The following is a 26,006-nucleotide window of genomic DNA, read 5'->3' as shown; positions in this document are numbered from 1 at the left end:
GTTATGCTACCGATACTTTTTTAAAACTCACCTGCATGGTTGTTCCTTTCCCGATTTCAGAATTCAAGACTTTTATGGTTCCTTTGTGATATTCTTCCACAATTCTTCGGGTTAAAGAAAGTCCCAATCCCCAACCTCTTTTTTTGGTGGTAAAACCAGGTTCGAAAATTGATTTGAATTGTTTTTTTTGAATTCCGCCTCCTGTATCTATTACATTTATTTTTACGTGAGTCCCTTCTTGTTCTATTTCTAAGGATAGTTTGCCTCTGCCTTTCATCGCATCAATGGCATTTTTTACTAAATTTTCGATAGTCCAACTGTGCAGCGTAGGATTGAGCAATACATAAATAGGTGAAGATGGTGCTTTAAATGAAAATTCAATTTGTTTTGAAAATCTAGACTGCAGATAATCATAGGATTGCAATGTTTCTTCTATAATATCTTTGGTTTCCAACTTTGGCTCTGAGCCAATTTTTGAAAAACGATCCGTAATGGTTTGCAACCGTTCAATGTCTTTTTCTATTTCGAATGTGGTACTTTCATCTACATTTTCAGATTTTAACAGTTCGACCCAACCAATTAATGATGAAAGCGGCGTACCTATTTGATGGGCGGTTTCTTTGGCCATTCCAGCCCAAAGCTTGTTCTGAGTCGCCATTTTATTACTTTTGTAAAAATTATAAACTAGACCGCCAAACAGTACTATGATAAGCAATAAGGCAATGGGATAATATTTAAGTTTGTTTAGTAAGGCGGAGTTCCCATAGTACAATTTTTGAAACTTTCCAGGAACATATTCAATTACAATGGGTTCATTCTCATTTTTTAAATCGGATAAAAATTCGTTCGCCTTTGTTTTGTCTTTTACAATAACTTCGTCAATATTTACCGTATTTATGATACTTTCGTTCTCCGTAAGGATAATAGGAATGGAGGTATTGTTGCTGAATATCTGCAATGGCAATTCCACATCTGTATTTTCATCGGCGTTTTTGAGTGTCTTTTGTGCATTTGCCCAAAGATTCATCTTTAGCCGTTCTTCATTTTTGAAAATTTGAAAAAAGGTGTATGTATTCCATAGAATTAAGGAAATAATAAAAAACGAAGCAAAAATGATGATCCACCGGGTCGTGTTCTTTTTATCAGAAAATTGCATAAACTAAAATTTGAGGTATAAATATAACGAAATAGTTGAACTATTATTTTAGTTTCTCCATTATGACTCATTTTGGCAAAACAAAATATTTAATTGATCTTAAATCTACCAACGTATTTTTTAAACTTAAACCATTTACTTACTTTTGTATTTTAGCTAAACTAATTTATCCCAAATAACATAAGCATGATTACTATTGATCCTAAAAGTATTGAAACAGCAAAGTTACAAGGCTACTTACAAGGTTCTGTGGGACCAAGACCTATTGCGTTTGCCAGTACTATTGATGATAAGGGAAACCCGAATTTATCTCCTTTTAGTTTCTTCAATGTATTCAGTGCCAATCCGCCAATTCTTATTTTTTCACCTGCCAGACGGGTACGAGATAATTCGGTAAAACATACTTTAATCAATGCCGAAATTACTAGAGAAGTAGTAATTAATGTGGTTAATTATGATATGGTACAGCAAACTTCACTGGCCAGTACAGAATATGCGGATGGTGTAAATGAATTTGTAAAATCTGGACTGACTCCTATTGCTTCAGAGGTTGTTAAACCTTTCAGAGTAAAAGAATCACCTGTACAGTTTGAATGCAAAGTCACTCAGATTATTCCTTTGGGAACCGAAGGAGGAGCAGGAAACTTGATTCTTTGCGAAGTTTTGAGAATTCATATTGACGAGCGTATTTTAGACGAAAATGGAGCGATTGACCAATATAAAATAGATTTAGTTTCAAGATTAGGAGGAAACTGGTACTCAAGATCAAATCAAGGACTTTTTGAAGTGCCAAAACCATTGTCCACACTTGGAATTGGAGTAGATGCCATTCCTGATTTTATAAAAGAAAGTACTATTTTTGACGGAAATGATTTAGGGATGTTGGGTAATATAGAAGCCTTGCCTACTTTACAAGAAGTTAGTATATTTGTAAAACAGAATTTTGCAGTAAAAGGAGTTTTAAGCTCTGATGATCAGGAAAAAATTCATACAGAAGCTAAAAAATACTTGAATGAAAAAGACGTTTTGTCTGCTTGGAAAGTACTTTTGGCAAAAAAATAATTCAAAATAACAATAAAAAATAACGAAGATGGAAGTTACAGGAAAAATTAAAATGCTTGGAGAAGCTAAAAATGTAGGAAATGGAAGTTTCTTAAAAAGAGAACTAGTTGTAACAACTGAGGAACAATATCCACAACATATTTTAGTGGAATTTGTACAAGACAAATGTGATTTATTGAATAACTTTAAAGTGGGAGAAGCTGTAAAAGTTTCTATCAATTTAAGAGGACGCGAATGGGTAGATCCTCAAGGTGTAACTAAATATTTTAATGCTATCCAAGGTTGGAGAGTAGAAAAATTAGCTGCTGATGCACCTAATGCACAAATGCCTCCAATGCCAGCAGCAGCAGCATTTGCTCCAGCTACAAATTTAAACGAAGAAGAAGCAGACGATTTACCATTCTAAAATAAAATTTTAAATTTTTAAATTCCAAATTCCAAATTGAGCCTGTCTTAAAATTGGAATTTGGTTTTTTTTTGAATTTGTCTTTGCTATTACCATTGATTTTTGAAATTGCCATTGAAACAAAGTAAAGTGTATCACCTATCCCAAGATTTATTCTTCCCCGCTGTTTCCCAAGCCAATCGCGACGGGATTTTAGCCATTGGAGGTGATTTGTCTCCAGAACGATTGCTGCTTGCCTATAAAAGTGGCATCTTTCCTTGGTTTGAAGAAGGCGAACCTATACTTTGGTGGTCGCCTAATCCCCGAATGGTGTTGTTCCTAGATGAACTGGTAGTTTCTAAAAGTATGCGAAACATACTGAATAGAAATATGTTTACCGTTACTTTCAATCAGAATTTTAGAGAGGTAATTTCGAATTGCCAAGACATAAAACGAGACGGTCAAAACGGGACTTGGATTACTAATGAAATGATTGAAGCGTATTGCAGACTCCATGAATTAGGAATCGCTAAATCGGTTGCCGTTTGGCAAAATGGGGAATTGGTCGGAGGTTTATACGGAATCGATTTGGGACACGTTTTTTGTGGAGAAAGCATGTTTTCTAAAGTTTCTAATGCTTCCAAAGTAGCCTTTATTGCTTTGGCAAACCAATTGAAAAAAGACAATTACAAACTTCTGGATTGCCAAGTTTATAATCCGCATCTTCAAAGTTTGGGTTGTCGTGAAATAAAACGTGATGATTTTATGAAAATTCTTCAAGGAAATAATTAGGGCCTAATCCAGCTGTACGTTTCAAGTCCTCCTTCAAAACCTTTTTTTCTCAAGCCACAAAAGGAGCTTCCTGCCGGTCGCTCTTTTCTGCCTAGAAAAAATAGTTTTTTCAGTCCGGGCTTTTCACTGCCATCCGGGGCAAATTACTGTTTTTTCCAGCAATTCCCCACATGATCATCAACCATTCCGGTTGCTTGCATGTGTGCATAAACTACGGTAGAACCAACGAATTTAAATCCGCGTTTTTTTAAATCTTTGCTTATTTCATCAGAAATCGGAGTTGTTGCAGGGACATCTTTCATGGACTGCCAGCTGTTGTGAATTGGTTTTCCATCGGTAAATTTCCAAATATAGCTGGAAAAACTACCAAATTCACCCTGGATTTTCATAAACGAAATAGCATTGGAAACCGCTGCTCTAATTTTTAATTGATTGCGGATAATTCCTGCGTCTTGCAATAATTCTTGAATTTTATCTTCGGAATAAGAGGCTACTTTTATATAATCGAAATTATCGAAAGCCAACTTGAAGTTCTCTCTCTTTTTTAGGATTGTGTACCAGCTCAATCCCGCCTGGAAGGTTTCCAGAATTAGAAATTCAAATAATTTTTGATCTTCATATACCGGAACACCCCATTCTTCATCGTGATATTTTCGATATAAATCATCTTTTTCGCACCAAGCACAACGTTTTTTTTCTTCCATGAAAGTAATTTTTTATTCAAATATAAAAGAAAAATCCCATTTCAAATTACTTCGAAATGGGATTTAATATTGAGTTAGAAAAGCTCTAAAATTAATTTAGAATTCTGAAACCAGTTCAGAATAAATTATCCTAAAGCAGCTCTTTTGAAACCTGTAACGATAAGATCTTTATCTAAAGATTTAACATAAGCAGCAACGCTTAATTTGTTGTCTTTAATATAATCTTGGTTAACTAAAGTATTGTCTTTAAAGAAACGAGCTAATTTACCTTTAGCGATATTGTCTAACATTGCTTCTGGTTTTCCTTCTTGACGTAAAAGGTCTTTTGCTATTTCAATTTCTTTTTCGATAGTTGCAGCATCAACTCCAGCTTCGTTTAATGCAATAGGAGCCATAGCTGCTGCTTGCATAGATACGTTTCTTGCAACTTCTTCAGCACCTTCAACATTTGCAGATAGTGCAACCAAAGTAGCAATTTTATTACCAGAGTGGATGTAAGACCCGATAAAAGCACCTTCTAATTTCTCGAAAGTTCTAATTTCTAGTTTTTCACCGATAACTCCAGTTTGCTCGATTAATTTGTCAGCAACAGTAACTCCGTTGAAGTCAGCTGCCAAAAATTCTTCTTTAGTGTTGAAGTTCAATGCCAAATTAGCCATTTCAGTAGCCATTTTCACAAAGCTTTCATTCATCCCTACGAAGTCAGTCTCACAGTTTAATGTGATAACAACTCCAGCAGTTTTGTCAGCATTTACAACCGCAATTGCAGCACCTTCAGTAGATTCTCTATCTGAACGATTTGCAGCTACTTTTTGCCCTTTTTTACGTAAGTTTTCGATCGCTAAATCAAAATCTCCGTCTGCTTCAACCAATGCTTTTTTGCAGTCCATCATTCCTGCACCAGTGATTGTTCTTAATTTATTTACGTCTGCAGCAGTAATTGTTGCCATAATTTTTTTATTTAAAGATTAAAAGATTGAAGGATTTAAAAAATTATAAAAAAATCAGTAATGGTTACATTATTAATCTTTCAATTTTTAAATCTTTCAATCTTTAAATTATTTATTTATTCTTCAGTTGCAGTAGGAGCAGCTGCTTCAACAGCAGGAGCTACTTCAGCTACTACAGCAGGAGCCGCTACTTCTGTAGTTGCTTCAACTGGAGCATCACCTTCTTTGTCAGAACCTCTATCAGAAAGTCCTTCAACAATTGCAGCTGTTACTAAAGATAAAATTTTATCAATTGATTTAGAAGCATCATCGTTAGATGGGATTACGAATTCAACCTCTCTTGGGTCAGAATTGGTATCCACCATTGCGAAAACTGGAATGTTTAATTTTTGAGCTTCTTTTATTGCGATGTGTTCCGCTTTGATATCAACTACGAACAATGCAGCTGGTAGTCTAGACATGTCAGCGATTGAACCTAAATTTTTCTCTAATTTAGCACGAAGACGATCCACTTGTAAACGCTCTTTTTTAGAAAGGGTCATGAATGTACCATCTTTCTTCATTTTATCAATAGTAGCCATTTTTTTAACAGCTTTACGGATAGTTACGAAGTTAGTTAGCATTCCACCAGGCCATCTTTCAGTGATATAAGGCATGTTTGCAGCTTTTGCTTTTTCAGCAACGATGTCTTTTGCTTGTTTTTTGGTAGCAACGAATAATATTTTTCTACCTGATGCAGCGATTTTTTTCAAAGCTTCATTAGCTTCTTCAATTTTTGCTGCAGTTTTATATAGATTGATAATGTGAATACCATTACGCTCCATATAGATGTAAGGAGCCATGTTTGGATCCCATTTTCTAGTCATGTGTCCGAAGTGAACACCTGCTTCTAGTAAGTCTTTAACTTCTACTTTGTTTGCCATTTTTGTTCTAGTTTACGTTCTGTTGATTAGCAATGCATAAATGGCGGTTTCCCGGCTATATACATTTAGATGCTAAACTATTTCCTACCTCAATAGGAGAGCAACAACAACTTTGTTTTTTAAATTCAATAATAAATGAACGATGTCTTGCCCTATTTGAACAAGACAGGTAATATTAACGTTTAGAGAATTGGAATCTCTTACGAGCTTTCTTCTGACCGAATTTCTTACGTTCAACCATTCTTGGATCTCTTGTCAATAAACCTTCTGGTTTCAAGATAGCTCTGTTTTCAGCATTTACTTCACACATAACACGTGCTAATGCCATTCTTACAGCTTCTGCTTGACCAGTTGAACCACCTCCATAAACATTCACTTTTACGTCAAAGTTGCTTACATTTTCTGTCATAGACATTGGTTGTAATACTTTGTACTGTAAAGTTGCAGTTGGGAAGTAAGTTTCGAATGCTTTTTTGTTTACAGTGATTACTCCTGTTCCTTCCGAAACATAAACACGTGCAACAGCGGTTTTTCTTCTACCGATTTTGTGAATAACTCCCATTACTTAAGATCGTTAAGGTTAACTGTTTTAGGTTTTTGAGCGCCTTGTCTGTGCTCTGATCCTACAACAACATTTAAATTTCTAAAAAGCTCAGCTCCTAATTTATTTTTAGGCAACATCCCTTTAATAGCTTTCTCTACTAATAATGCAGGATTTTTTGCTTGCAATACTTTAGCAGTTAAAGTTCTTTGACCTCCTGGGTAACCTGTGTGACGAATGTAAGTCTTCTCGTCCATTTTGTTACCTGTAAGGTTAATTTTTTCTGAGTTGATAACGATTACGTTATCTCCGCAGTCCACGTGTGGTGTGTAACTTGGCTTGTACTTACCTCTCAAAATCATAGCGACTTTTGAAGCAAGACGACCTAAGTTGTGACCATCAGCATCTACAACAATCCACTCTTTTGTAACTGTGGCTTTGCTTGCTGATTGTGTCTTGTAGCTTAATGCGTCCATAATATATTTTTAATTAAACATTCCATCCCCTATAAAGGGGTTGCAAAAGTACAATTATTTATTTTAAATGCAAATACCTTAAAAGATTATTTTTCCCATCTTTTTGTGCTGATTATCAAATGTATATTTAAAATAATTTTCTGGGATTGAATTTAGAATTACTATATTGTTGGCTTAAGAAACAAAGCTATCGCTTTTTTTTATAAGTTTATTGTCCATTAATCATTTTTCAACTGTGAAATTTATATTTTAATGGCTATTTTTGGCATTAATACCGTTAATATTCTAATTATTTATATCTTGTAAATAATTTCACATCAAAAATCACAATAAACCTCTCTATATGAAAGCTAAAGCAACATTAAAACAAATTGCAAAAGAACTTAATGTATCTGTTTCTACTGTTTCAAAAGCACTTAATGACAGCCCGGAGATTAGTGAGTTGACAAAAATCAAAATCAAAGAATACGCAAAACTCAAAAACTATAAACCAAACGTTATTGGTCTGAATCTTAAAAACAGAAAAACAAAAACCATTGGTGTTATTATACCTAATATTCTAAATTCTTTTTTTGCCAAAGTGTTTAGCGGGATAGAGAAAGTCGCTGATGAAAAAGGATACAACGTCATCATGTGTATTTCCAATGAATCTTTAGAAAAAGAAGCCCATACACTTGAAATGCTGAGCAATGGAACTATCGATGGATTTATTTTATCAGTCTCCGAAGAAGCGCAGAAACTCCACGAATACAATCATTTTGCCGCAATAATCAATGACGGCACTCCTATAGTTATGTTTGACCGAATTGCTGATGATGTAGATTGCGACAAAGTAATTGTTGATGATTTTGATTCGGCTATAAATTCTACCCAGCATTTAATAGATTTAGGATGTAAAAATATTGCCTTATTTTCATCTATTGACAATTTGAGTGTTGGAAAACTTAGAGCTGAAGGCTATTTAAAAGCATTGGAGAAAAACAACATTGCTTTGAATCCAAATTTAATTTTAAGAACCGATTCTGAAGATGATTTGAACGAAAAAATCGAAAATATTTTTGACACCAATACCATCGACGGAATTTTTGCTTTAGAAGAAAACGACTCTGTGGCCGCATTGAAAATTGGACTCAAAAAAGGATATAAAATCCCCGAAAATCTATCTATTATAGGTTTCGCAGATGGAATTCTTGCTTCTAGAAGACTGTCGCCAAGTTTAACAACGGTAAGCCAACACGGAATAGAAATTGGTGAAGTGGCTGCTAGACTTCTTATTAATAGACTAGAATCTAAAGAAGAGGAAATCCCCTATCAAACTGTTGTCATTAAAACTAAATTAAAAGAACGCGAGTCAACAAGGAAATTGTAAAGTATAAAAAAATCCATCAGTCTTTTCGAGACTGATGGATTTTTTTATTAAACGTCAATTGATTCTTTTGGACTTGACTTTCCAATCACTTACTAAACTCTTTTATTTTAAATTTAATTCATAATAATTTTCTCCGTAAATTCAAGATCATCACCATTAACTTTCATAATATAAACTCCTTTTTGAAGGCGGCTTAAATCAATTGTTTTTAGATTATTGAATTCCTCATTTTTAAATTTAGAAACCACTCTTCCGTTGATATCTATTATTTGAATAGAAACCTTACCCAAATATTGATCAATACGGAGATTTACTTGTCCTGATGAAGGGTTTGGATATACGCTCATTTTATCACTACCATCAAACTGATTGACTGCTAAAACACAGTTTGGTCCTGCTGATGGCATTGTAAAATCCTCTACCTGATCATTCCCTACATTCCCATCCCCTGCTGATGCATTCACACCAAGACCTCTAGCTGCAAATACCTGCCAAATCATGCAATAATCCTTTCCGCCTGTAACTGCCTGATCCGCTGCAATAATTGCATCTCTTGCACTAACAAAAGTTGGACTGCATGGCTGTAACTTAATAGCATCCAACACAATTCGCATTAGTTTATTATTACCCGCAATTCCAGTATACTTATTATCGTCGTATCCATATTTATTAATATAAGCCCAAGTCAAGTCCCACAATACGGTTGTCCAAACAGAACCGGTACCATGAATTTCGGTTTGTTCAACGCCATCTTTATCCTTATATTGATACCTATTAGTGTTTGCATATGTCATTGGATTTACTGCTCGATCCGTTGAATAGGCATAATCTCTTATCCCTAACCCATCTGTCGGCTGGTAAGAAACAAATGTACCAATCCCTTTTTTCGATGTCCCCACATCCCCTTGTTTAAGTTGCAACATAAGAGCAAACCAATCAGACCAACCTTCTCCCATTTGGTCTGTATTATCCAAACAACTTGAATTCTTACTCCCTCCTGCTAAACGAATAGAAATACCATGCCCATATTCATGTGCAATAATTCCATTATCAAAATCTCCATCTGAATTTACAAATGGTGAAGACTGCAATTGCAATTTCACGTTAACAGCCTCAGTTTGCATTTGATTGATAAGTAAATCGCCAACAGCTTTTGTTACGCTTATTGCCGGAATAGTGATTGTTGCATCAGCACCCGACATAGAAATATCTCCGACCACATTATTCACAATAATTACCGCTACCGCACCAGCATCCTGAGCCGCTTTTACTTTTATAACAAACGTGCAACTTCCTCTTTTAATAACAACAATTTTGCCATTCATTGCCGCTGCATTTGATGGCGCTACACACGCCTCATTCGTCGTTGTCGCGCTATCTAAATAAAGAACCAAATCAGATTGTATAAATGCGGGAGCAACAGGTAAATCAACTCGACCGGGGTTAAATGAATTTTGCCTAGCCGTATAACTCCCCGCAATATTTGACGGAGTATTCACAATAATTGGTTTTATTTGTGGCCCGTAATTCCACAAAAACATCTGCATTCTCGGTTTTGTTCCGTCCGGCGGAGCAGAAAAATTGGCATTATTTATACTTTGAGGATCTGCTTTGGAACCATCTTGAGAATCTGCATATACATAATCAGTTGCAGTTCCGCCTTTACCGTAATTATTCTGTTGAAAATTTCCATTTATTTCATCAAAACCATATTGATACCAAATGTCATGCATCACATTATTCATATAAAACAAATTCGTGTTAGCCGCATCAATGTAAGTAGACGCATCAACATTGGTACCTCCATAAGGAAAATCAAAAGCTAATGATGCCCCACCCTCCGAGCTGTAACCTGAATTTAAATTATCTCCTAAAATATCAGCTTTTGTCCAAACATTATTCCCTCTGGTTATTGTGTACTCAGCCCCCAAAATACCGTTAGTATCGTGCCATCCGTAAGGAGAAGCTATAGCATTTGCAGGATTTGATATTATTTGTCTAGAAATGTGATTCGGACTTTCATAGTTAAAAGGAATTACATTGTAAGAACCGCCCGCTGCAGCAACGGGAGCTAAAGAAAACAGCTGTTTGTAAGTTGCTTTAACGGGATTATTAGTAAATATTTTTGAGGAAGCATGGAACTGCTTTTTATCGAAATTACAGGAAATTACAAAGTCTTTTTTCTCTAAAATTTCTCCATTTAGCGCATCAACTCTCACACTCCAAATATGATTATGAGTTGGCGTATTGATGGTAAAATCCCAAGCTAATTTTAAAGTGTTTTCTTTCGTCAAATGATATACTAAATTGGCATTAACAGGTTCTTCGACAGATAATCCGTTGCTAATTTTAAATTTATACTGTCCAATTTTTTCTAAAACAGTAAAAGAGGATGTAGGAACAATATCTAGTTTAACATACGTTTTGCTTAGAGCATCAAGGACCGCAAGCGAAGGCTTTGTCGCATTTGCTTTTTGAGCTAAATTTGAAACAAAACGATTTCCAACATTAATTACTTGACCATCTTTTATAGAAAAATTAGAAAGTGCTCTAAAAATTTCTATTCCTTTATATCTTTGTAAAACATAACAACTATTGATATTTGTATTTGTTGAATTTCCTTCACTCTCCATTACCCAATCTTTAACGTCGTCGTTTGAGACAGCCAACTTGGCACTTTTGGTGTTTAAATATCTCTGAATGGTTTCAACATTGGACTGAGAAAAACTGATAAGGGGAATAAAAAATAATATTAAAAGGGTAATTTTTTTCATAAATTTGGTTGAAGTCTAATATGGTTAATTATTTCGCAAACTTAATTGTTTTTACTTGATTTAACAATTAACTATTAAATTGTTCATAATTTAACCTTTACCTGCTGTAATTGTTTTATAAAACAGCAATGCATTGCCATCCGTAAGCAACGAGATAAAATGGCAAATATGAAGTAATCGACCGTATAAATTTTCTTTTTCTAAATGATGTTTTTCTGGCAGCATTTTTAATATTAACGAATCGTAATTAGAGGCATTCCCATTGTATTTGTTATTGAAGGCGATGATGAATTTATCTAATAAGGTTTGGATTATCTGATAACCCACAATTTCTTTCTCAATTACTTCCCTGCTTTGGTAAATATTATTGACACTTATCTTGATAATATCATCCATCTGCGCTTTGTATTTGCTTTTATCCATGATTGCAAAAGGAAATTTACCTTCTAGAATTAACGTTTCATTTTCGATAAAAACGTTGACCGCATCATTGATTAAACTTCCTATTGCCAAGGCACGTAAATAACTTATCCTGTCTTCTTTTGTAGTAAGCGTCTTATATTTAGAAGTATCTATACTGTCTTTTACCAATTTGATTAAATATTCCAATGCGAAATCTTCGGAAACCAGACCAAGGTTTATTCCATCTTCAAAATCAATGATTGTATAACAAATATCATCTGCTGCTTCTACTAAATAAGCCAAAGGATGTCTTTCGAAACCAATATCGCTTCCCAATTTATTTGGAATCAAACCCATATCGGCAGCCACTTCCTGAAAAAAAGATTTATCGGTTTGAAAGAAACCATACTTTTTATCGGCAATATTTTTCGTTGGTTTTTTCGGAAGACTTTCTTTTGGGTATTTCATAAAAGCACCAAGAGTTGCATAAGAAATTCTGAGTCCGCCTTCAATTCCTGGACGACTCGCAGTAAGAACGGAAAAGCCATTAGCATTCCCTTCGAAATCAATTAAATCCTGCCATTCTTTTTCGGAAAGCTGGTCTTTATATTGTTGCCCGTTTCCAATAGAGAAATATTCTCCAATTGCTTTTTCACCGGAATGTCCAAAAGGGGGATTCCCAATATCGTGCGCCAAGGAAGCGGCAGCGACTATTGCGCCAAAATCATTCATATGAAAACCGTGAACTTCTTTCAGATGTGGATATTTTTCGATGATTTTCTTTCCTACTAATCGCCCTAAAGAACGACCTACAACCGAAACCTCTAAACTGTGAGTCAATCTGGTGTGAACAAAATCAGTCTTCGATAATGGAATAACTTGTGTTTTATCTTGTAAACTTCTAAAAGCTGCGGAGAAAATAATACGATCATAATCAACCTCAAAGCCCAAACGCGTGTCATCTTGTTCTATTCGTAATCTTTTGCCTTTGTCGCCTTGACGTTTTAGTGATAAAAGTTGTTCCCAGTTCATGGTTATCATTTAATATTTATTTTCAAAGATAAAATAAATACATCCATTTTTGGAAGAAATAAAACGGGAGTTATGCATAATTTTACAGAAGTTCAAAGTATTTCAACTTATTACTGCAATATCTTTAAAACAACACATATCCTTACTCTTTATCAAACAAATAGTCCAATAATCGAAACATCATCTGATTGTTATCCTCAAGAAATGTTGTGTTATTGACAATCTCATCATAGGTTTGAACATAAGCATCTTTGACTAATTCAGATTGCTCGTGAAAGGCCATTTTTGTCATGGTCTCAAGTGTGACTTCTAAATGGAATTGTAGTCCCAACACATGATTTCCCAATAAGAAAGCTTGATTTACGCAGGCTCGTGATTCCATCAATCGAATGGCATCTTCGGGAATAGAAAAAGTTTCTCCGTGCCAATGAAAAACAGAAAATGATTTTGGAAAACCCTTTAGCATCTCAACATTTGAATCTACAATTGAAACGGGAAACCATCCAATTTCATTTTGAGGATTCGATGTAATATTTCCTCCTAAAACATTTGAAATAAGTTGAGCACCCAAACAAATTCCTATTATTTTTTTATGCTGGTCAATGGCAGATTTGATAAATTCTTTTTCGGCTTTTAGCCAAGTGAATTCTGATTCCTCATGGACACTCATAGGTCCGCCCAAAATAATTAAAGCATCAATATTATCTAAATCAGGAAATTTAGGATTGTCGAATAAATTAGTATAAGAAAGCGAATGCCCGTGGTCTTGAATCCAATTTTCTATACAGCCCAAATCTTCAAATGAAACGTGTTGTAAGCAATGGATATTTAATTTATTTTGCATAAACATTCTGTGATATTCCACACTAAACTACTGAAACATAATTTTAGAATCACTATAGAACTTCAGTTTGGTCTGATGATGTGACCAATTTCATTTCCTCAAGAAATTCATGCTTTTTCACCACATAAGTAACGGACAAAGTATCATGCCATCCCCTTGAATCGCCTGATAAAAAAGAAAAAGCCTCAAAAGGAATTATTCGCGCTACCGTTCTTATGATAAAGCTTTTCATATTAGGTTTTGAACCATTGTGCTTCACTACTATTGTTTTCGTGAAATACTTGGCCAAGGTTCTGGAGAAATACATTTCGGTAAGTCCGTAGTAAAAAAACAGAATTACAAGTCCAAAAAACGAGTACTCAACTACCGTCAATTTTTTAATCCAATTCGATGCCGTGTAGCTATTTGTAAGGTCCCCAATAATATTTATGGTGGCTACTATAATTAATCCAATGATATAAATAATCACTAAATCGATAATTAAATTTAGGAAACGCTGCCCTTTGGAAGCTAATAAATCATCTGTAACTGTAAATTCCCTGCTTTCCATTTTATTATTTTTTTCTATTAAAAAACCAACACATTTATAAGAATCTCAAATGTAAAGAATTCTAATCATAGAAATTAGTAATAATCTTGTTATTTTGTAATTGCCTCCATTAAACATTCAAACTATTGTATGAACGTAATGCTTAATCATTTTTAAAATTAAAATATAGAAAATTCCAAAACAATGGGTTTTTTGGAGGGTAATAATAATGAGCGTTAAGCTGGGTTGTAGTTTAAAAATTCGTTTTTGGGTCAAAAGTAAAAGCCAATTAATCATGAGTCTACTTGACTTTTTTTTTAAATTATAAAGACAAATTACTAATATAACTTGCATATGCATTACAAACTTCTTTGTTAATTACAAATTTCAGATTGCGACCTTCTTTTTCAGCAATCAGTAAATCAGCATCTATCAGTTGTTTTATATGATGAGACATGGTAGATTGTGCCAAATTAAACTCAGCAGAAACATCACAACATTGCACGCAACTTTGACTTTCACTTATAATTTTCATTATTTTTAAACGGTAAGGATCTCCCAAAGCCTTTGAAATTTTTTCTACTTGCTTTATGTCTAAAGTTTTAATCATCAGACAAATGTAAAAATTAAAATTTTATATATCGAAATATTTCGATATTTTTATTTTAACTTTGCACCTTTTTATAATCTGAATTCCTGTATAAAAATATATTTATAGAACTTTAAAATTCAGGAAGTAGACCGCAACAATTTTATCTTTTTTTTCTTAAAAACAAACATGAAAATACTATATTCTTACATCAAAGCTCACAAACAGCTTTTATACATAGCGCTTTTTTTGGCTGCTATAAATCAATGTTTTTCTTTATTCGATTCGATAATTATTGGTAAACTATTGAACGAATGTGGCGTTGGAGTAGCCAACTTCAATAACAATTACGTCAACTTTACTAAGGTAGTTCTTGGCTGGCTGGCCTTATCTCTAGGAGCTGCAATGGTTTCCAGAATCGCCAAAAACTTTCAGGATTATTTCACCAATATTATTATCCAACGCACCGGTGCGCAAATGTACACCGATGGGATCCAAAAAGCACTTCAATTGCCTTTTCAAGATTTTGAAGACCAGCGAAGTGGCGAAACATTAGGCAAACTTCAAAAAGTCAAAATCGACTGTGAAAAATTCATCACCTTATCAATTTCGTTAATCTTTCAATCTATTGTTGGAATAACGTTTGTCATTGTTTATGCCATGACCATACATTGGCTGTTAGGTCCTATTTTTTTAGCGACCGTTCCCGTGATTGCTTTTATCAGTTCTTTTTTAGGCAAAAAAATTAAGAAAGTTTCCAAAGAAATTTTAGGAGAAACTACTGCTTTGGCTGGAGCAACAACCGAATCATTGCGAAACATAGAACTCGTAAAAAGCTTGGGATTAACCCAACAAGAAGTCAATCGTCTCAATTCAACTACAAATAAAATCCTCGGTTTAGAACTTAAAAAAGTACGATTTATTCGCTCGTTGAGTTTTGTGCAAGGGACAACGGTTCATTTTATGAGAACCAGTTTAGTATTTGCACTGTATATGTTCATCTTTCAAGGTATTATCAAACCTGGTGATTTGATTACTTTGATGTTCTTCTCTTTCTTTTTGTTTAATCCGTTGCAAGAACTCGGAAATGTAATTGCCACTTTCAACGAAACGAAAGCTTCGATGGATAATTTTAGTGATTTGATGAATTCAAAAAGTGAAGTAACTCCTGCAAATCCCAAAACGATTGGACCCATAAAGAATTTACGTTTCCAGAATGTTTCTTTTAAACACCAAAGTACCAGTTCTTATGCGGTAAAAAACATTTCTTTTGAAGCTGGCGCCGGCGAAACCATTGCTTTTGTGGGTCCATCCGGAAGCGGAAAAACCACGTTGGTAAAAATGCTGGTTGGTTTATATAATCCTGCCGAAGGTGCTATTTTCTATAACGAAAAAGATTCGCGAGATATTGATCTAACCGAATTAAGACAACAATTAGGATTTGTAACCCAAGATGCGCAATTGTTTTCCGGGACTATAAAAGACAATTTACTGTTTGTAAAACCCGATGCCACCGACGAAGAAATAAATGATGTATTGCAAAAATCGGCGTGCCAAAATTTACTGGAACGCGCCGAAAACGGATTGTATACCACCATTGGCGAAGGCGGAATAAAAGTTTCAGGCGGCGAGAAACAACGTTTATCTATTGCAAGAGCCTTACTTAGAAACCCTCATTTACTACTTTTTGATGAAGCGACATCCGCTTTAGATTCGATTACCGAAGAAGAAATTACAAAAACCATTCGAAGTATTTCTTCCAAGCAAAATCAGATTACGGTATTAATTGCGCACCGTTTATCAACCATTATGCATGCGGATAAAATATTTGTTTTGGAACAAGGGCAAATTATCGAGCAAGGCAAACACCAAGATTTATTAGAAGAAAAAGGCTTGTATTATGCGATGTGGAGACAACAAATTGGGGAAAGGAAGTAGTTCTACAATGTGATTTGTTACATAAAAATTATTCCAGCAACTTTGTGATCATTACAATTTACCGCTAGCACTTACTCACTTTTGCATGCCTATTTAAGTGGGCACAAAGTCGGGAGACTTTCCTTTACTTTGAATTTGATAAAGACCCCTAAATTTATTCAAAAGAAAGCAGAGGTGAACTTTAGACTTAATACTATGAAAAAATACCGATTTTGAAAACTTAGAAAGAAACAGAAATCGAAAACCGCAATAATTTTATTAATTTTAATACTTTTTATATATCTTTGCTAAAGAATAATACATAAATGATGTTTACATAATTGGATTGGGGTGTCCCTGGTCGACAAAAAAGGCTGATTTTATCAGCCTTTTTGTTTTTATGGAAATATTTTCAAACCGTAACGTTTCCCGTTTTTAGTGTAAAATTTATCTTTAATTAATTCATAGGACACATTTACTCCTTCTGGTGTAATTATTTTTCTAGCTATAAGATAAGCCAATAAATCAGAAATTTGCAAACCATTACTATTCTCGTTTTTATTGAGAAATTTATGTTTAATCGCATACTTTTTCATCCTTTCACTATCGACATAATAAGTACCTATTTGGTTTAACTTATGTAAATGACTTGATAATTTAGCATCTTCCTTTTTACCTCTTTTTTCAATTATTATTTCTAAAGATTTGCAATCTCCAATTTCATCAAGACAAAAAATTGTTCTTTCTAAGATAAATGACAATGCAATTTCATAAACATCATTTTCTAATTTACCGTAATTTTTTATAAAATTTATCTTGTCAATTGCAGAACTAATGATTTTGTAATTACTCGAAGTAAGGATGTGATTTATATCTTCATAAAATCTTTCTTTTACCTTTAAATCAAATAAAATTTTAAATTCATTATTACACTTTCGTATATCACGAGAATGCAAAATCACATTCGTATTATTCCAATATTTTATTTTTGAACTGTTTACCACTGAATTAACAGCAAGATACTCAACTTCAGAAACTAAAACACCACAAAGCAAAAATACTGGAAAACTTTCGTCAATAGTTTTTAAACCATGATCTCCACTCTCATCAATAAATAAATAATATTTCAATTATTAATAATTAAGACCCACACATTTCGCATTCATCAGGACCGGCGTTTTTTGCCAATTCGATCATTGCTTTGTATTCGTCTGCAGTCATTTCAACGGGTTCGTTTAAAACGGCAATTGACTCTAATCGCTCCACAACTGGTTGCTCTTTGATTTCAATTGGCTCTGCTTTTTTATCGTTGTTCAATGTAAATTTAATCGCATCCACCGCAGCTTTTGTTCTTAAATAATACATTCCTGTTTTCAATCCAGATTGCCAAGCGTAGAAATGCATCGAAGTCAATTTAGAATAATTGGCATTTTGCATGAATAAATTCAACGATTGCGATTGATCCACAAAATAACCACGTTGGCGTGACATATCGATAATGTCTTTCATTGACATTTCCCAAACGGTTTTGTACAATTCTTTCAAATCCTGCGGAATATTCAGGTCTTGAACCGAACCGTTATTTCGCATTAATTCTTGTTTCAATGTTTCGTTCCACAAACCGCGTTCCACTAAATCGTGTAACAAATGCTTGTTCACCACAATAAATTCTCCCGAAAGCACTCTTCTGGTGTAAATATTAGAAGTATACGGTTCAAATGCTTCGTTGTTACCCAAAATTTGAGAAGTCGAAGCAGTTGGCATTGGAGCCACTAATAACGAGTTACGAACTCCATGTTCCATTACTTCTTTTCTCAACGAAGACCAATCCCAACGACCTGATAATTCCTCATCTTTCATTCCCCACATATTGTATTGGAATTCCCCTTGAGACATTGGCGATCCTTGAAAACTAGAATACGGACCTTCTTCTTTAGCCATTTCCATAGAAGCGGTTACAGCAGCAAAATAGAGGGTTTCGAAAATTTCTTGGTTCAGTTTTTTGGCTTCATCACTGGTAAATGGTAAACGCAACATAATGAACGCATCCGCCAATCCTTGCACTCCAAGACCTATTGGTCTGTGGCGTTTATTAGAATTCTCTCCTTCTTTTACCGGATAATAATTCCTGTCAATAACTTTATTCAAGTTTCTGGTCACCCGTTTTGTAACGGTAAATAATAATTCGTGATTGAATTTTTTGTTTTCAACAAACATTGGTAACGAAAGCGAAGCCAAGTTACAAACCGCGATTTCATCCTTGGAAGTGAATTCCATAATTTCCGTACACAAATTCGATGAACGAATGGTACCTAGATTTTTCTGGTTTGATTTTCTGTTAACTGCATCTTTATATAGCATGTAAGGCGTTCCGGTCTCGATTTGCGATTCCAGAATTTTCTCCCACAATTCATGTGCTTTGATGGTTTTTCTACCTTTTCCACGTTTCTCGTAATCAATATACATCGCTTCAAATTCTTCGCCATATACGTCATACAATCCTGGACATTCATTAGGGCACATCAAAGTCCAATAACTGTCTTCCTGTACTCTTTTCATGAATAAATCCGAAGTCCACATCGCAAAGAATAAATCTCTGGCGCGCATTTCTTCTTTTCCGGTATTCTTTTTTAAGTCCAAAAACTCGAAAATATCCGCATGCCAAGTTTCGATGTAAATCGCAAAACTTCCTTTGCGTTTTCCACCACCTTGATCTACATATCTTGCTGTATCGTTGAAAACTCTCAACATAGGAACAATTCCGTTTGATGTTCCGTTTGTACCACGAATATAACTTCCCGTTGCACGAACGTTGTGAATAGAAAGTCCAATTCCACCAGCTGATTGCGAAATTTTCGCCGTTTGTTTCAACGTGTCGTAAATCCCATCAATGCTATCGTCTTGCATCGCCAAAAGGAAACAAGAAGACATTTGTGGTTTTGGTGTACCCGCATTGAACAACGTTGGCGTCGCGTGTGTGAAGAATTTTTTCGACATTAAGTCGTACGTTTCAATCACTGATTTCAAATCGTCTAAGTGAATCCCAACTGAAACACGCATCAACATATGTTGCGGACGTTCAACGATTTTACCATTTATTTTTAGCAAATACGAACGTTCCAATGTTTTAAAACCAAAATAATCGTAGTTGAAATCTCTGTTATATATTACATGCGAATCCAAAAATTCAGCATTTTCCATAATCACTTTATGCACTTCGTCAGACAACAATGGTGCGTCTTGACCGTTTCTCGGATTTACATAATGAAACATATCGTTCATTGTTTCCGAAAATGATTTTTTTGTATTGGAATGCAAATTCGAAATCGCAATTCTCGCTGCCAATTGTGCATAATCAGGATGCGCAATCGTCATCGAAGCCGCGGTTTCGGCTGCTAAATTATCTAATTCTGACGTAGAAACTCCATCATAAAGCCCTTCAATTACTCGCATTGCCACTTTCACGGCATCTACTAAATCATTTAAACCATAACATAGTTTTTTAATTCTATCTGTGATTTTGTCGAACATTACGGGCTCTTTGTGGCCGTCTCTTTTTACTACGTACATAAGTTTGTTTGTTTTTAAAACAGAAAATCCCTTCGCTGTTTTTCGTTATTTGTTTATGCTGAATTCATTTCAGCATCTTTTGTTTTGCCACGAAGGCACTAAGGCGCAAAATTTTTTAGGTTTTGCTTTTTTTGGAGCTATTTACTTCGTCAGTTCGCTCTGCTCGTGTCCAGCTATCCGTTGCAATCTTTTTTACTTGTTCTCGATACTCGCTTTGCAAGCGAACTCGAACTGACGTAAAAAAGGATTTCCACTACTATCTGGGCTAGTGCAACAGAAGCATGAAGAAATTCAGTAAAGTATTATGACTTCAAAATGCTGTTTAAAATTAAGCTGTTTAGAAAAAGTAAGCCAGAGCATAATAAACCTTCATTCCTTAATGGTTAAAAAAATTAAAAATCTGCGTCAAAAGATATTTTTTGAGCATCACTGTCAGTATTCATAACCCCAGCTTTTTGATATTCGGCTACTTTCTTTTCAAAGAAATTTGTTTTCCCTTGAAGCGAAATCATATCCATAAAATCAAAAGGATTTGTAGTATTGTATTCTCTGTCGCAACCTAATTCTACTAATAATCTATCGGCAACAAATTCTAAATATTGCGTCATCAACACCGCATTCATCCCAATTAAACTCACCGGAAGCGATTCTGTAATAAACTCTCTTTCGATATTTAAAGCATCTACAATAATGCTTCTAATTCTTTCTTTTGGCACTTTATTTACCAAGTGATGGTTGTGTAAATGCACTGCAAAGTCACAGTGAACTCCTTCGTCACGAGAAATTAATTCGTTAGAAAATGTCAATCCTGGCATTAATCCACGTTTTTTCAACCAATAAATAGAACAAAATGCTCCCGAAAAGAAAATTCCTTCTACAGCAGCAAATGCAATCAATCTTTCGGCAAACGAATCCGATTCAATCCATTTCAAAGCCCAGTCTGCTTTTTTCTTAATAGCAGGAAAAACTTCTAAAGCATTGAACAATTCATCTTTTTCCGCTTCATCTTTTACATAGGTGTCAATCAATAACGAATAGGTTTCGCTATGAATGTTTTCCATCATGATTTGGAAACCGTAAAAGAATTTTGCTTCCGCATATTGTACTTCGTTCACAAAATTTTCAGCTAAATTTTCATTTACAATTCCGTCAGAAGCAGCAAAAAAAGCAAGAATGTGTTTTACAAAATAACGTTCCTCATCAGAAAGCTTGTTATTCCAGTCATTTAAATCCTGAGACAAATCTATTTCTTCAGCAGTCCAAAAACTAGCTTCCATTTTCTTGTACCATTCCCAAATATCATGGTGTTTGATAGGAAAAATTACGAAACGATTTTTATTTTCTTGTAAAATTGGTTCTAGTTGCGCCATTATAAGTGTGTGTTTTTTTTGAGATTTTAACGAAATTTTATGCTTTTCGAGAGTTACAAAGATTGTAAAATATTGCGACTAATAAAAGTCAAACTTATTCACAATCGGCGATAGTTTTTAACAAATGGGGTAAATCGGAATATTTTTGCTGATTTTTTTAAAAATCTGAACATCAGTGAATTAAAAAACAAAAAAGTAGGCAAAGCCCCGTAAAATATAGGATTTAAAAAATAAAAAACAAGAAATAAATTCAGTATTTTGAATTTATTTTTTCATGTCCAAAGCTACTTTTTCCAGCTCTGCGTACCAGTCTTCACCAAACTTTCTTATCAACGCTTCTTTGACAAATTTATACACTGGTACTTCAAGTTCCTGACCTAGTGAACAGGCTGGGTCGCAAATATCCCACTTGTCATAATTGACAGCGGCAAACTCGGTAAAGTCTTTCACACGGATTGGGTACAGATGACAGGAAACAGGTTTTTTCCAGTCAATTATTCCTTGATTATAGGCTTGTTCGATACCACAAAGAGCCGTTTTGCCATCAAAAATAACATAAGCACAATCTTTATTGTCAATTAAGGGTGTTTCAAGTTCACCATCAGTTCCGGTTACCCAAGTTCCTTGCGCTTCAATTGCTGCAATCCCCTGTTTGCGTAAAAAGGGTTTAACCTTAGGATAAATTTCCTCCAAAATTTTTGTTTCTTCAAGACTCAACGGAGCTCCAGCGTCGCCATCTACACAACAGGCGCCTTTACAAGCTGATAAATTGCAAACAAAATCTTTTCCGAGTATGTCTTCAGAGACAATGGTTTTTCCTAATTGAAACATTCTTTTGGGGTACTGTGATTAAAGGTGCAAAGATAGGTGAAGAATGTTGAATTTTTTAGTTAAAAGCCAATTTTAACCTTCTATACAAATCGCATCTCCCAGTGAGAAAATCCCATTCACATTGAATACTTTACAGAAAAAAATTATTTTTTATTAGTTTAAAAAAAGGCTTAAAAATATCGCAATACCTTTATATTTTAACTGATAATATACCAAAAAGTTTAACTTTACAACTAAAAAAGCTATGATAGGATTTGACATCAGAGAAATTGTAACCGTAAGTATGGTCCTTTTTGCTGTAATTGACATTATTGGTACTATCCCCATTATCATCGATTTAAGAGCGAAATTTGGACATATCGAATCAGAAAAAGCAACTTTAGCTTCAGGAGCCATTATGATTGTCTTTCTTTTTGTAGGTGAAGAATTTTTAAATTTAATTGGAATCGATGTTAATTCTTTTGCCGTTGCAGGATCTTTTGTTTTGTTTTTCTTGGCATTAGAAATGATCTTAGGCATCCGCTTGTATCGCGATGAAGCCGCTAGCTCTGCATCAATAGTCCCAATAGCGTTCCCGCTTGTTGCCGGAGCCGGAACTATGACCACTTTATTATCCTTGAAAGCGGAATTTCAAACTATTAATATTGTTGTTGCCATAATTCTAAATATCATTCTGGTGTATGCCGTATTGAAATCCTCTGCGAGAATCGAAAAACTATTAGGCGAAAACGGATTAGGGGTAATTAGAAAGACTTTTGGAGTAGTTCTTCTAGCCATCGCTGTTAAATTATTCGCTGCTAATGTTAAAGGTTTGTTTGTGTAAAATAAATTTACCTAAATTTACCCCATAACGCAACAATGCATAAAAATATTTGATTTTTATTAAAATAAATTTTTTAAATAAATAATCTTAAATTTTTCATTAAAAAACAAAAAAATATCATGAAAATCTTCACTAACATACTCGTGTTTTTAGCCTTAGCTTTAATCATATTTAATGTTACTTTACTTGATTTTAGCCATCCCTTTCAAGGTAATAGCCTATATGCTATTATAGGTGTTGCCGCTTCTTTGTGTGCCGTTTTAATTCTTTTGATTTTTAGAATGTCTAAAAAAATTGAAGAAAAAATGAATGACAAATTCTAATCTGCTTGACGTTTTAATTCTAGGTGGCGGTGTCTCGGGAATGTCATGCGCACTCGTTTTGGGTTCTGCAAAAAATAAAGCATTTGCATCCGATAAAAAAATTGGGATTTTTACCCATCAAAAAGCATCCTCTCTTCAGGATGCGATATTTAATAATGCGTATGGAATTGCACCAGGTACTTTAGGCTCCCATTTATTAGTTAAAAGTATCCAGCATCTTTCCGAAACTTATCCTCATATTGCACAAATTCCAAACGAAAAAGTGTTTAAAATCGAAGGGGAATTTCCAGAATTCTTAGTCACTACAAATAGGAATACTTACAAAACAAAAACAATTGTTGTAGGGATTGGCTCTGCCAATACTTTTGCAATTGAAGGTTTAATGCAGTACGTGGAACCACATCTAAAATCACTCCCTGAGAAACAACGAATTCAGCTAAAAAACAATGACCAAAAAGTTGCTGATGGAATTTATGTGATTGGAACTTTAGCGGGACATAGAAGTCAATTAGCCATTGCTGCCGGAAGTGGTGCCGCAGTTGCTACTGACATTCTTACCTTGTGGAATGGCGGAGTGCAGACTCATTATCACGACAGTATAAGATAAGTCGCAATTCTCAATAAACCATAATTGAGTTATTTCTATTTCAAAATTGCTTTTATCATCGCATCTTCTTTCAATACAATTTCATAGTAATAATTTTCACCGTATAGTTGGCGCGCAAATTCTGCGGTGATGTAACGTTTTACAAAAGACTTGCTTTTTCCAAATTTCAAATCCAATCCGTTTTGAAAAATGTATTTTTGAAAAGAATTAAAATACACATCGGTTGCATCCATTTTAGCTTTAAACTGTTGAAAAGTCAAGCCTTTAAAAATATTCCTGTTGGCATCTAATTGTTCGAAAACAAAATGCCCCACAATACCTGATTCCAACAAATAAGCCGTACTTTCACTGCCATGTTCCACTTCAAGAGGCACAAAAACATCAGGAACAATTCCGCCACCGCCGTAAACAATTTTACCTTTTTTAGTTTTGAACTTCAATGTGTCCGAAACTTTTATACTGTCTTTACTGTATAATTCTCCGTTTTGAAAACGCGCATCCGATTCTTTGAAATAATCTTCATTCCCTTTTGAATACGGTTTTTGTATGGAACGTCCCGTTGGAGTGTAATATCTGGCAATAGTCAATCGCACTGCCGAACCATCCTCAAAATCCATTTCTCGTTGTACTAATCCTTTACCAAAAGATCTGCGTCCTACAATAGTTCCTCTGTCATTATCTTGGATTGCTCCAGCGAGAATTTCACTGGCAGACGCACTATTTTCATTAATCAACACATATACATTTCCGGTTTCAAAACTTCCTAGTTTTGTGGCAAATGTTTTTTCAATAGTACCTTTTTTATTTTTGGTGAAAACAATTAATTGTTTGTCTTTCAACAACTCATCGGCTATCGCGATAGCTTCTTCCATATAGCCTCCGCCATTATCGCGCACGTCTATTATCAATGATCTGGCGCCTTGTTTTTTCAAACTCAAAAGCCCTGCTGCAAACTCGTTATACGTAGTTTCAGCAAATCGATTGATTTTTATGTAACCCGTATTATTTTTCAAAAGCATAGAAACATCAACACTTTTAAGCGGAATTACATCTCTTTTTATTTTTACTTTAATCTTTTTACCTTCTGATTTTCTGTAAACCGTAAGTTCAATAACAGAACCTATTGATCCTTTTAATTTGGAAAACAAACTATCATTAGGCAATTTACGTCCAAATAATTTGGTTTTGTCAGCATACAAAATCCGGTCGCCTGCTTTTACTCCAGCTTTTGCCGAAGGGCCATTTTCAACAGTTTTTATTATGGCAACAGAATCATTATACATGTAGAAATTCACCCCAATACCTACAAAGTCTCCTTTCATGCTTTCAACAACTTCTGCTTGCTCAGTTGGCGGAATATAAACGGAATGTGGATCCAATTTTGCCAAAATATTATCAACGGTAAGATTTACTATAGAATCGGTATTTACGCTATCTACATACTCGTTATTAATAAAATCAATAAGTCTATTCAGCTTATTTTTAGAATTGTTTTTGGCAAAAAATTGATTTTGGTTTGAAAAACTCAATACACTCCCCAGAATAACTCCTAAAGCAAGAGTTACGCAAAAATATATGGGCAGGTATTTATTATTAATTTTCATTTACTCTTCTAATATAGGAATATGCTCTACTTCTATTCCTGCTTTTATCAAAAATTGAATTCCTGAATCATCTCGATATCCATTATGATACACAACTCTTTTTATCCCGGATTGGTGAATTAATTTACTGCATTCTTTACATGGAGAAAGCGTAATATACAATGTCGCTCCTTCACAAGACTGTGTCGATCGTGCCACTTTTAAAATAGCATTTGCTTCAGCATGCAACACATCCCAGCGTGTTAATCCTTCATTATCTTCACAACAATTTTCAAATCCCGAAGGCGTCCCGTTATAACCATCGGAGATTATCATTCGATCTCTAACGATTATTGCGCCCACTTGTTTTCTTTTACAATACGACAAAAGACCCCATTCTGTTGCAATCCTAAGATACGCTTTATCGTATTTATTTAATTTACCTAATTCCATT

The 26,006-nt window shown here is 34.5% G+C and carries 25 protein-coding genes; 8 read left to right on the top strand and 17 right to left on the bottom strand.

Features of this window, described 5'->3' with window-relative positions; all coding sequences use genetic code 11:
* Position 1: 1 nt before the first annotated feature.
* On the bottom strand, positions 2 to 1,156 hold the full coding sequence (locus tag H4V97_RS11480) for a sensor histidine kinase (RefSeq protein ID WP_196850046.1): 1,155 nt from the start codon (positions 1,154 to 1,156) through the stop codon (positions 2 to 4).
* A gap of 186 nt (positions 1,157 to 1,342) precedes the next feature.
* Between H4V97_RS11480 and H4V97_RS11475 the strand changes: the two genes are divergently transcribed.
* The 3 genes from H4V97_RS11475 to aat all read left to right on the top strand — a co-directional run bounded on the left by H4V97_RS11475 (position 1,343) and on the right by aat (position 3,395).
* Positions 1,343 to 2,218 carry a flavin reductase family protein gene (locus H4V97_RS11475; RefSeq protein WP_196850047.1) on the top strand — a complete coding sequence of 292 codons (876 nt, stop codon included), beginning with the start codon at positions 1,343 to 1,345 and terminating at the stop codon, positions 2,216 to 2,218.
* A 28-nt stretch (positions 2,219 to 2,246) separates the two neighbouring features.
* The gene (locus H4V97_RS11470) at positions 2,247 to 2,624 is read left to right on the top strand and encodes a DUF3127 domain-containing protein (RefSeq protein WP_196850048.1); all 378 of its coding nucleotides are present in this window, start codon (positions 2,247 to 2,249) and stop codon (positions 2,622 to 2,624) included.
* Between the two features lie 129 nt (positions 2,625 to 2,753).
* Positions 2,754 to 3,395, top strand: coding sequence for a leucyl/phenylalanyl-tRNA--protein transferase (aat, locus tag H4V97_RS11465; RefSeq protein WP_209549779.1), 642 nt, complete (start codon positions 2,754 to 2,756; stop codon positions 3,393 to 3,395).
* Between the two features lie 143 nt (positions 3,396 to 3,538).
* Here the strand turns inward: aat and H4V97_RS11460 are convergent, their stop codons facing one another.
* The 5 genes from H4V97_RS11460 to rplM all read right to left on the bottom strand — a co-directional run bounded on the left by H4V97_RS11460 (position 3,539) and on the right by rplM (position 6,989).
* Complete coding sequence (locus H4V97_RS11460) at positions 3,539 to 4,099, bottom strand: DNA-3-methyladenine glycosylase I (protein ID WP_209549778.1); 561 nt, start codon at positions 4,097 to 4,099, stop codon at positions 3,539 to 3,541.
* A 125-nt stretch (positions 4,100 to 4,224) separates the two neighbouring features.
* A complete protein-coding gene (tsf, locus tag H4V97_RS11455) occupies positions 4,225 to 5,049 on the bottom strand; it encodes a translation elongation factor Ts (RefSeq protein WP_196850051.1) in 825 nt (274 codons plus the stop codon).
* 116 nt (positions 5,050 to 5,165) lie between these two features.
* Positions 5,166 to 5,972: a 30S ribosomal protein S2 gene (gene rpsB, locus H4V97_RS11450; protein WP_209549777.1), complete on the bottom strand. Its 807-nt coding sequence runs from the start codon at positions 5,970 to 5,972 to the stop codon at positions 5,166 to 5,168.
* A gap of 175 nt (positions 5,973 to 6,147) precedes the next feature.
* A complete protein-coding gene (gene rpsI / locus H4V97_RS11445) occupies positions 6,148 to 6,534 on the bottom strand; it encodes a 30S ribosomal protein S9 (protein WP_066080508.1) in 387 nt (128 codons plus the stop codon).
* Positions 6,534 to 6,989: a 50S ribosomal protein L13 gene (gene rplM / locus H4V97_RS11440; RefSeq protein ID WP_209549776.1), complete on the bottom strand. Its 456-nt coding sequence runs from the start codon at positions 6,987 to 6,989 to the stop codon at positions 6,534 to 6,536. Before rplM ends, rpsI begins: the two co-directional genes overlap by 1 nt.
* A 343-nt stretch (positions 6,990 to 7,332) precedes the next feature.
* Here rplM and H4V97_RS11435 point away from each other — a divergent pair, with 343 nt between their 5' ends.
* Positions 7,333 to 8,358 (top strand): LacI family DNA-binding transcriptional regulator, encoded by a 1,026-nt coding sequence (locus H4V97_RS11435; RefSeq protein ID WP_196850053.1) that lies wholly within the window; start codon positions 7,333 to 7,335, stop codon positions 8,356 to 8,358.
* 113 nt (positions 8,359 to 8,471) lie between these two features.
* On the opposite strand, the gene H4V97_RS11430 is transcribed toward H4V97_RS11435, so the two are convergent.
* From H4V97_RS11430 to H4V97_RS11410, 5 genes are all read right to left on the bottom strand, one after another.
* The gene (locus tag H4V97_RS11430; protein WP_209549775.1) at positions 8,472 to 11,132 is read right to left on the bottom strand and encodes a T9SS-dependent M36 family metallopeptidase; all 2,661 of its coding nucleotides are present in this window, start codon (positions 11,130 to 11,132) and stop codon (positions 8,472 to 8,474) included.
* 90 nt (positions 11,133 to 11,222) lie between these two features.
* On the bottom strand, positions 11,223 to 12,566 hold the full coding sequence (gene dgt / locus H4V97_RS11425) for a dGTP triphosphohydrolase (RefSeq protein WP_209549774.1): 1,344 nt from the start codon (positions 12,564 to 12,566) through the stop codon (positions 11,223 to 11,225).
* A 142-nt stretch (positions 12,567 to 12,708) separates the two neighbouring features.
* The gene (locus tag H4V97_RS11420) at positions 12,709 to 13,410 is read right to left on the bottom strand and encodes a type 1 glutamine amidotransferase (protein WP_209549773.1); all 702 of its coding nucleotides are present in this window, start codon (positions 13,408 to 13,410) and stop codon (positions 12,709 to 12,711) included.
* Between the two features lie 52 nt (positions 13,411 to 13,462).
* Positions 13,463 to 13,960: an RDD family protein gene (locus tag H4V97_RS11415; RefSeq protein ID WP_209549772.1), complete on the bottom strand. Its 498-nt coding sequence runs from the start codon at positions 13,958 to 13,960 to the stop codon at positions 13,463 to 13,465.
* 301 nt (positions 13,961 to 14,261) lie between these two features.
* Positions 14,262 to 14,549, bottom strand: coding sequence for an ArsR/SmtB family transcription factor (locus H4V97_RS11410; RefSeq protein ID WP_209549771.1), 288 nt, complete (start codon positions 14,547 to 14,549; stop codon positions 14,262 to 14,264).
* A gap of 168 nt (positions 14,550 to 14,717) precedes the next feature.
* Here H4V97_RS11410 and H4V97_RS11405 point away from each other — a divergent pair, with 168 nt between their 5' ends.
* Positions 14,718 to 16,466 (top strand): ABC transporter ATP-binding protein, encoded by a 1,749-nt coding sequence (locus H4V97_RS11405; RefSeq protein ID WP_209549770.1) that lies wholly within the window; start codon positions 14,718 to 14,720, stop codon positions 16,464 to 16,466.
* A gap of 377 nt (positions 16,467 to 16,843) precedes the next feature.
* Here the strand turns inward: H4V97_RS11405 and H4V97_RS11400 are convergent, their stop codons facing one another.
* The 4 genes from H4V97_RS11400 to H4V97_RS11385 form a co-directional block, all read right to left on the bottom strand.
* The gene (locus tag H4V97_RS11400; RefSeq protein ID WP_209549769.1) at positions 16,844 to 17,575 is read right to left on the bottom strand and encodes a DUF3800 domain-containing protein; all 732 of its coding nucleotides are present in this window, start codon (positions 17,573 to 17,575) and stop codon (positions 16,844 to 16,846) included.
* 10 nt (positions 17,576 to 17,585) lie between these two features.
* Complete coding sequence (locus H4V97_RS11395; RefSeq protein WP_209549768.1) at positions 17,586 to 20,015, bottom strand: ribonucleoside-diphosphate reductase subunit alpha; 2,430 nt, start codon at positions 20,013 to 20,015, stop codon at positions 17,586 to 17,588.
* Between the two features lie 392 nt (positions 20,016 to 20,407).
* A complete protein-coding gene (locus H4V97_RS11390; RefSeq protein ID WP_209549767.1) occupies positions 20,408 to 21,385 on the bottom strand; it encodes a ribonucleotide-diphosphate reductase subunit beta in 978 nt (325 codons plus the stop codon).
* A gap of 264 nt (positions 21,386 to 21,649) precedes the next feature.
* Positions 21,650 to 22,216, bottom strand: a complete 567-nt coding sequence (locus tag H4V97_RS11385) for a DUF3109 family protein (RefSeq protein WP_196850064.1) — start codon at positions 22,214 to 22,216, stop codon at positions 21,650 to 21,652.
* 244 nt (positions 22,217 to 22,460) lie between these two features.
* Here H4V97_RS11385 and H4V97_RS11380 point away from each other — a divergent pair, with 244 nt between their 5' ends.
* From H4V97_RS11380 to H4V97_RS11370, 3 genes are all read left to right on the top strand, one after another.
* On the top strand, positions 22,461 to 23,039 hold the full coding sequence (locus H4V97_RS11380) for a MarC family protein (RefSeq protein WP_196850066.1): 579 nt from the start codon (positions 22,461 to 22,463) through the stop codon (positions 23,037 to 23,039).
* Between the two features lie 119 nt (positions 23,040 to 23,158).
* Positions 23,159 to 23,362: a hypothetical protein gene (locus tag H4V97_RS11375; RefSeq protein ID WP_073204698.1), complete on the top strand. Its 204-nt coding sequence runs from the start codon at positions 23,159 to 23,161 to the stop codon at positions 23,360 to 23,362.
* Positions 23,349 to 23,969 (top strand): FAD-dependent oxidoreductase, encoded by a 621-nt coding sequence (locus H4V97_RS11370; protein WP_410505199.1) that lies wholly within the window; start codon positions 23,349 to 23,351, stop codon positions 23,967 to 23,969. Before H4V97_RS11375 ends, H4V97_RS11370 begins: the two co-directional genes overlap by 14 nt.
* A 35-nt stretch (positions 23,970 to 24,004) precedes the next feature.
* Here H4V97_RS11370 and H4V97_RS11365 read toward each other — a convergent pair whose 3' ends face one another.
* Positions 24,005 to 25,573: a S41 family peptidase gene (locus tag H4V97_RS11365; protein WP_196850067.1), complete on the bottom strand. Its 1,569-nt coding sequence runs from the start codon at positions 25,571 to 25,573 to the stop codon at positions 24,005 to 24,007.
* A complete protein-coding gene (locus tag H4V97_RS11360) occupies positions 25,574 to 26,005 on the bottom strand; it encodes a deoxycytidylate deaminase (protein WP_209549766.1) in 432 nt (143 codons plus the stop codon).
* Position 26,006 lies beyond the last annotated feature (1 nt).

The organism is Flavobacterium sp. CG_23.5, assembly GCF_017875765.1.
Classification (GTDB): Bacteria; Bacteroidota; Bacteroidia; order Flavobacteriales; family Flavobacteriaceae; genus Flavobacterium.
Note: the sequence above shows the minus strand (reverse complement) of the source record. Positions and strands in the feature narration are given on the sequence as shown.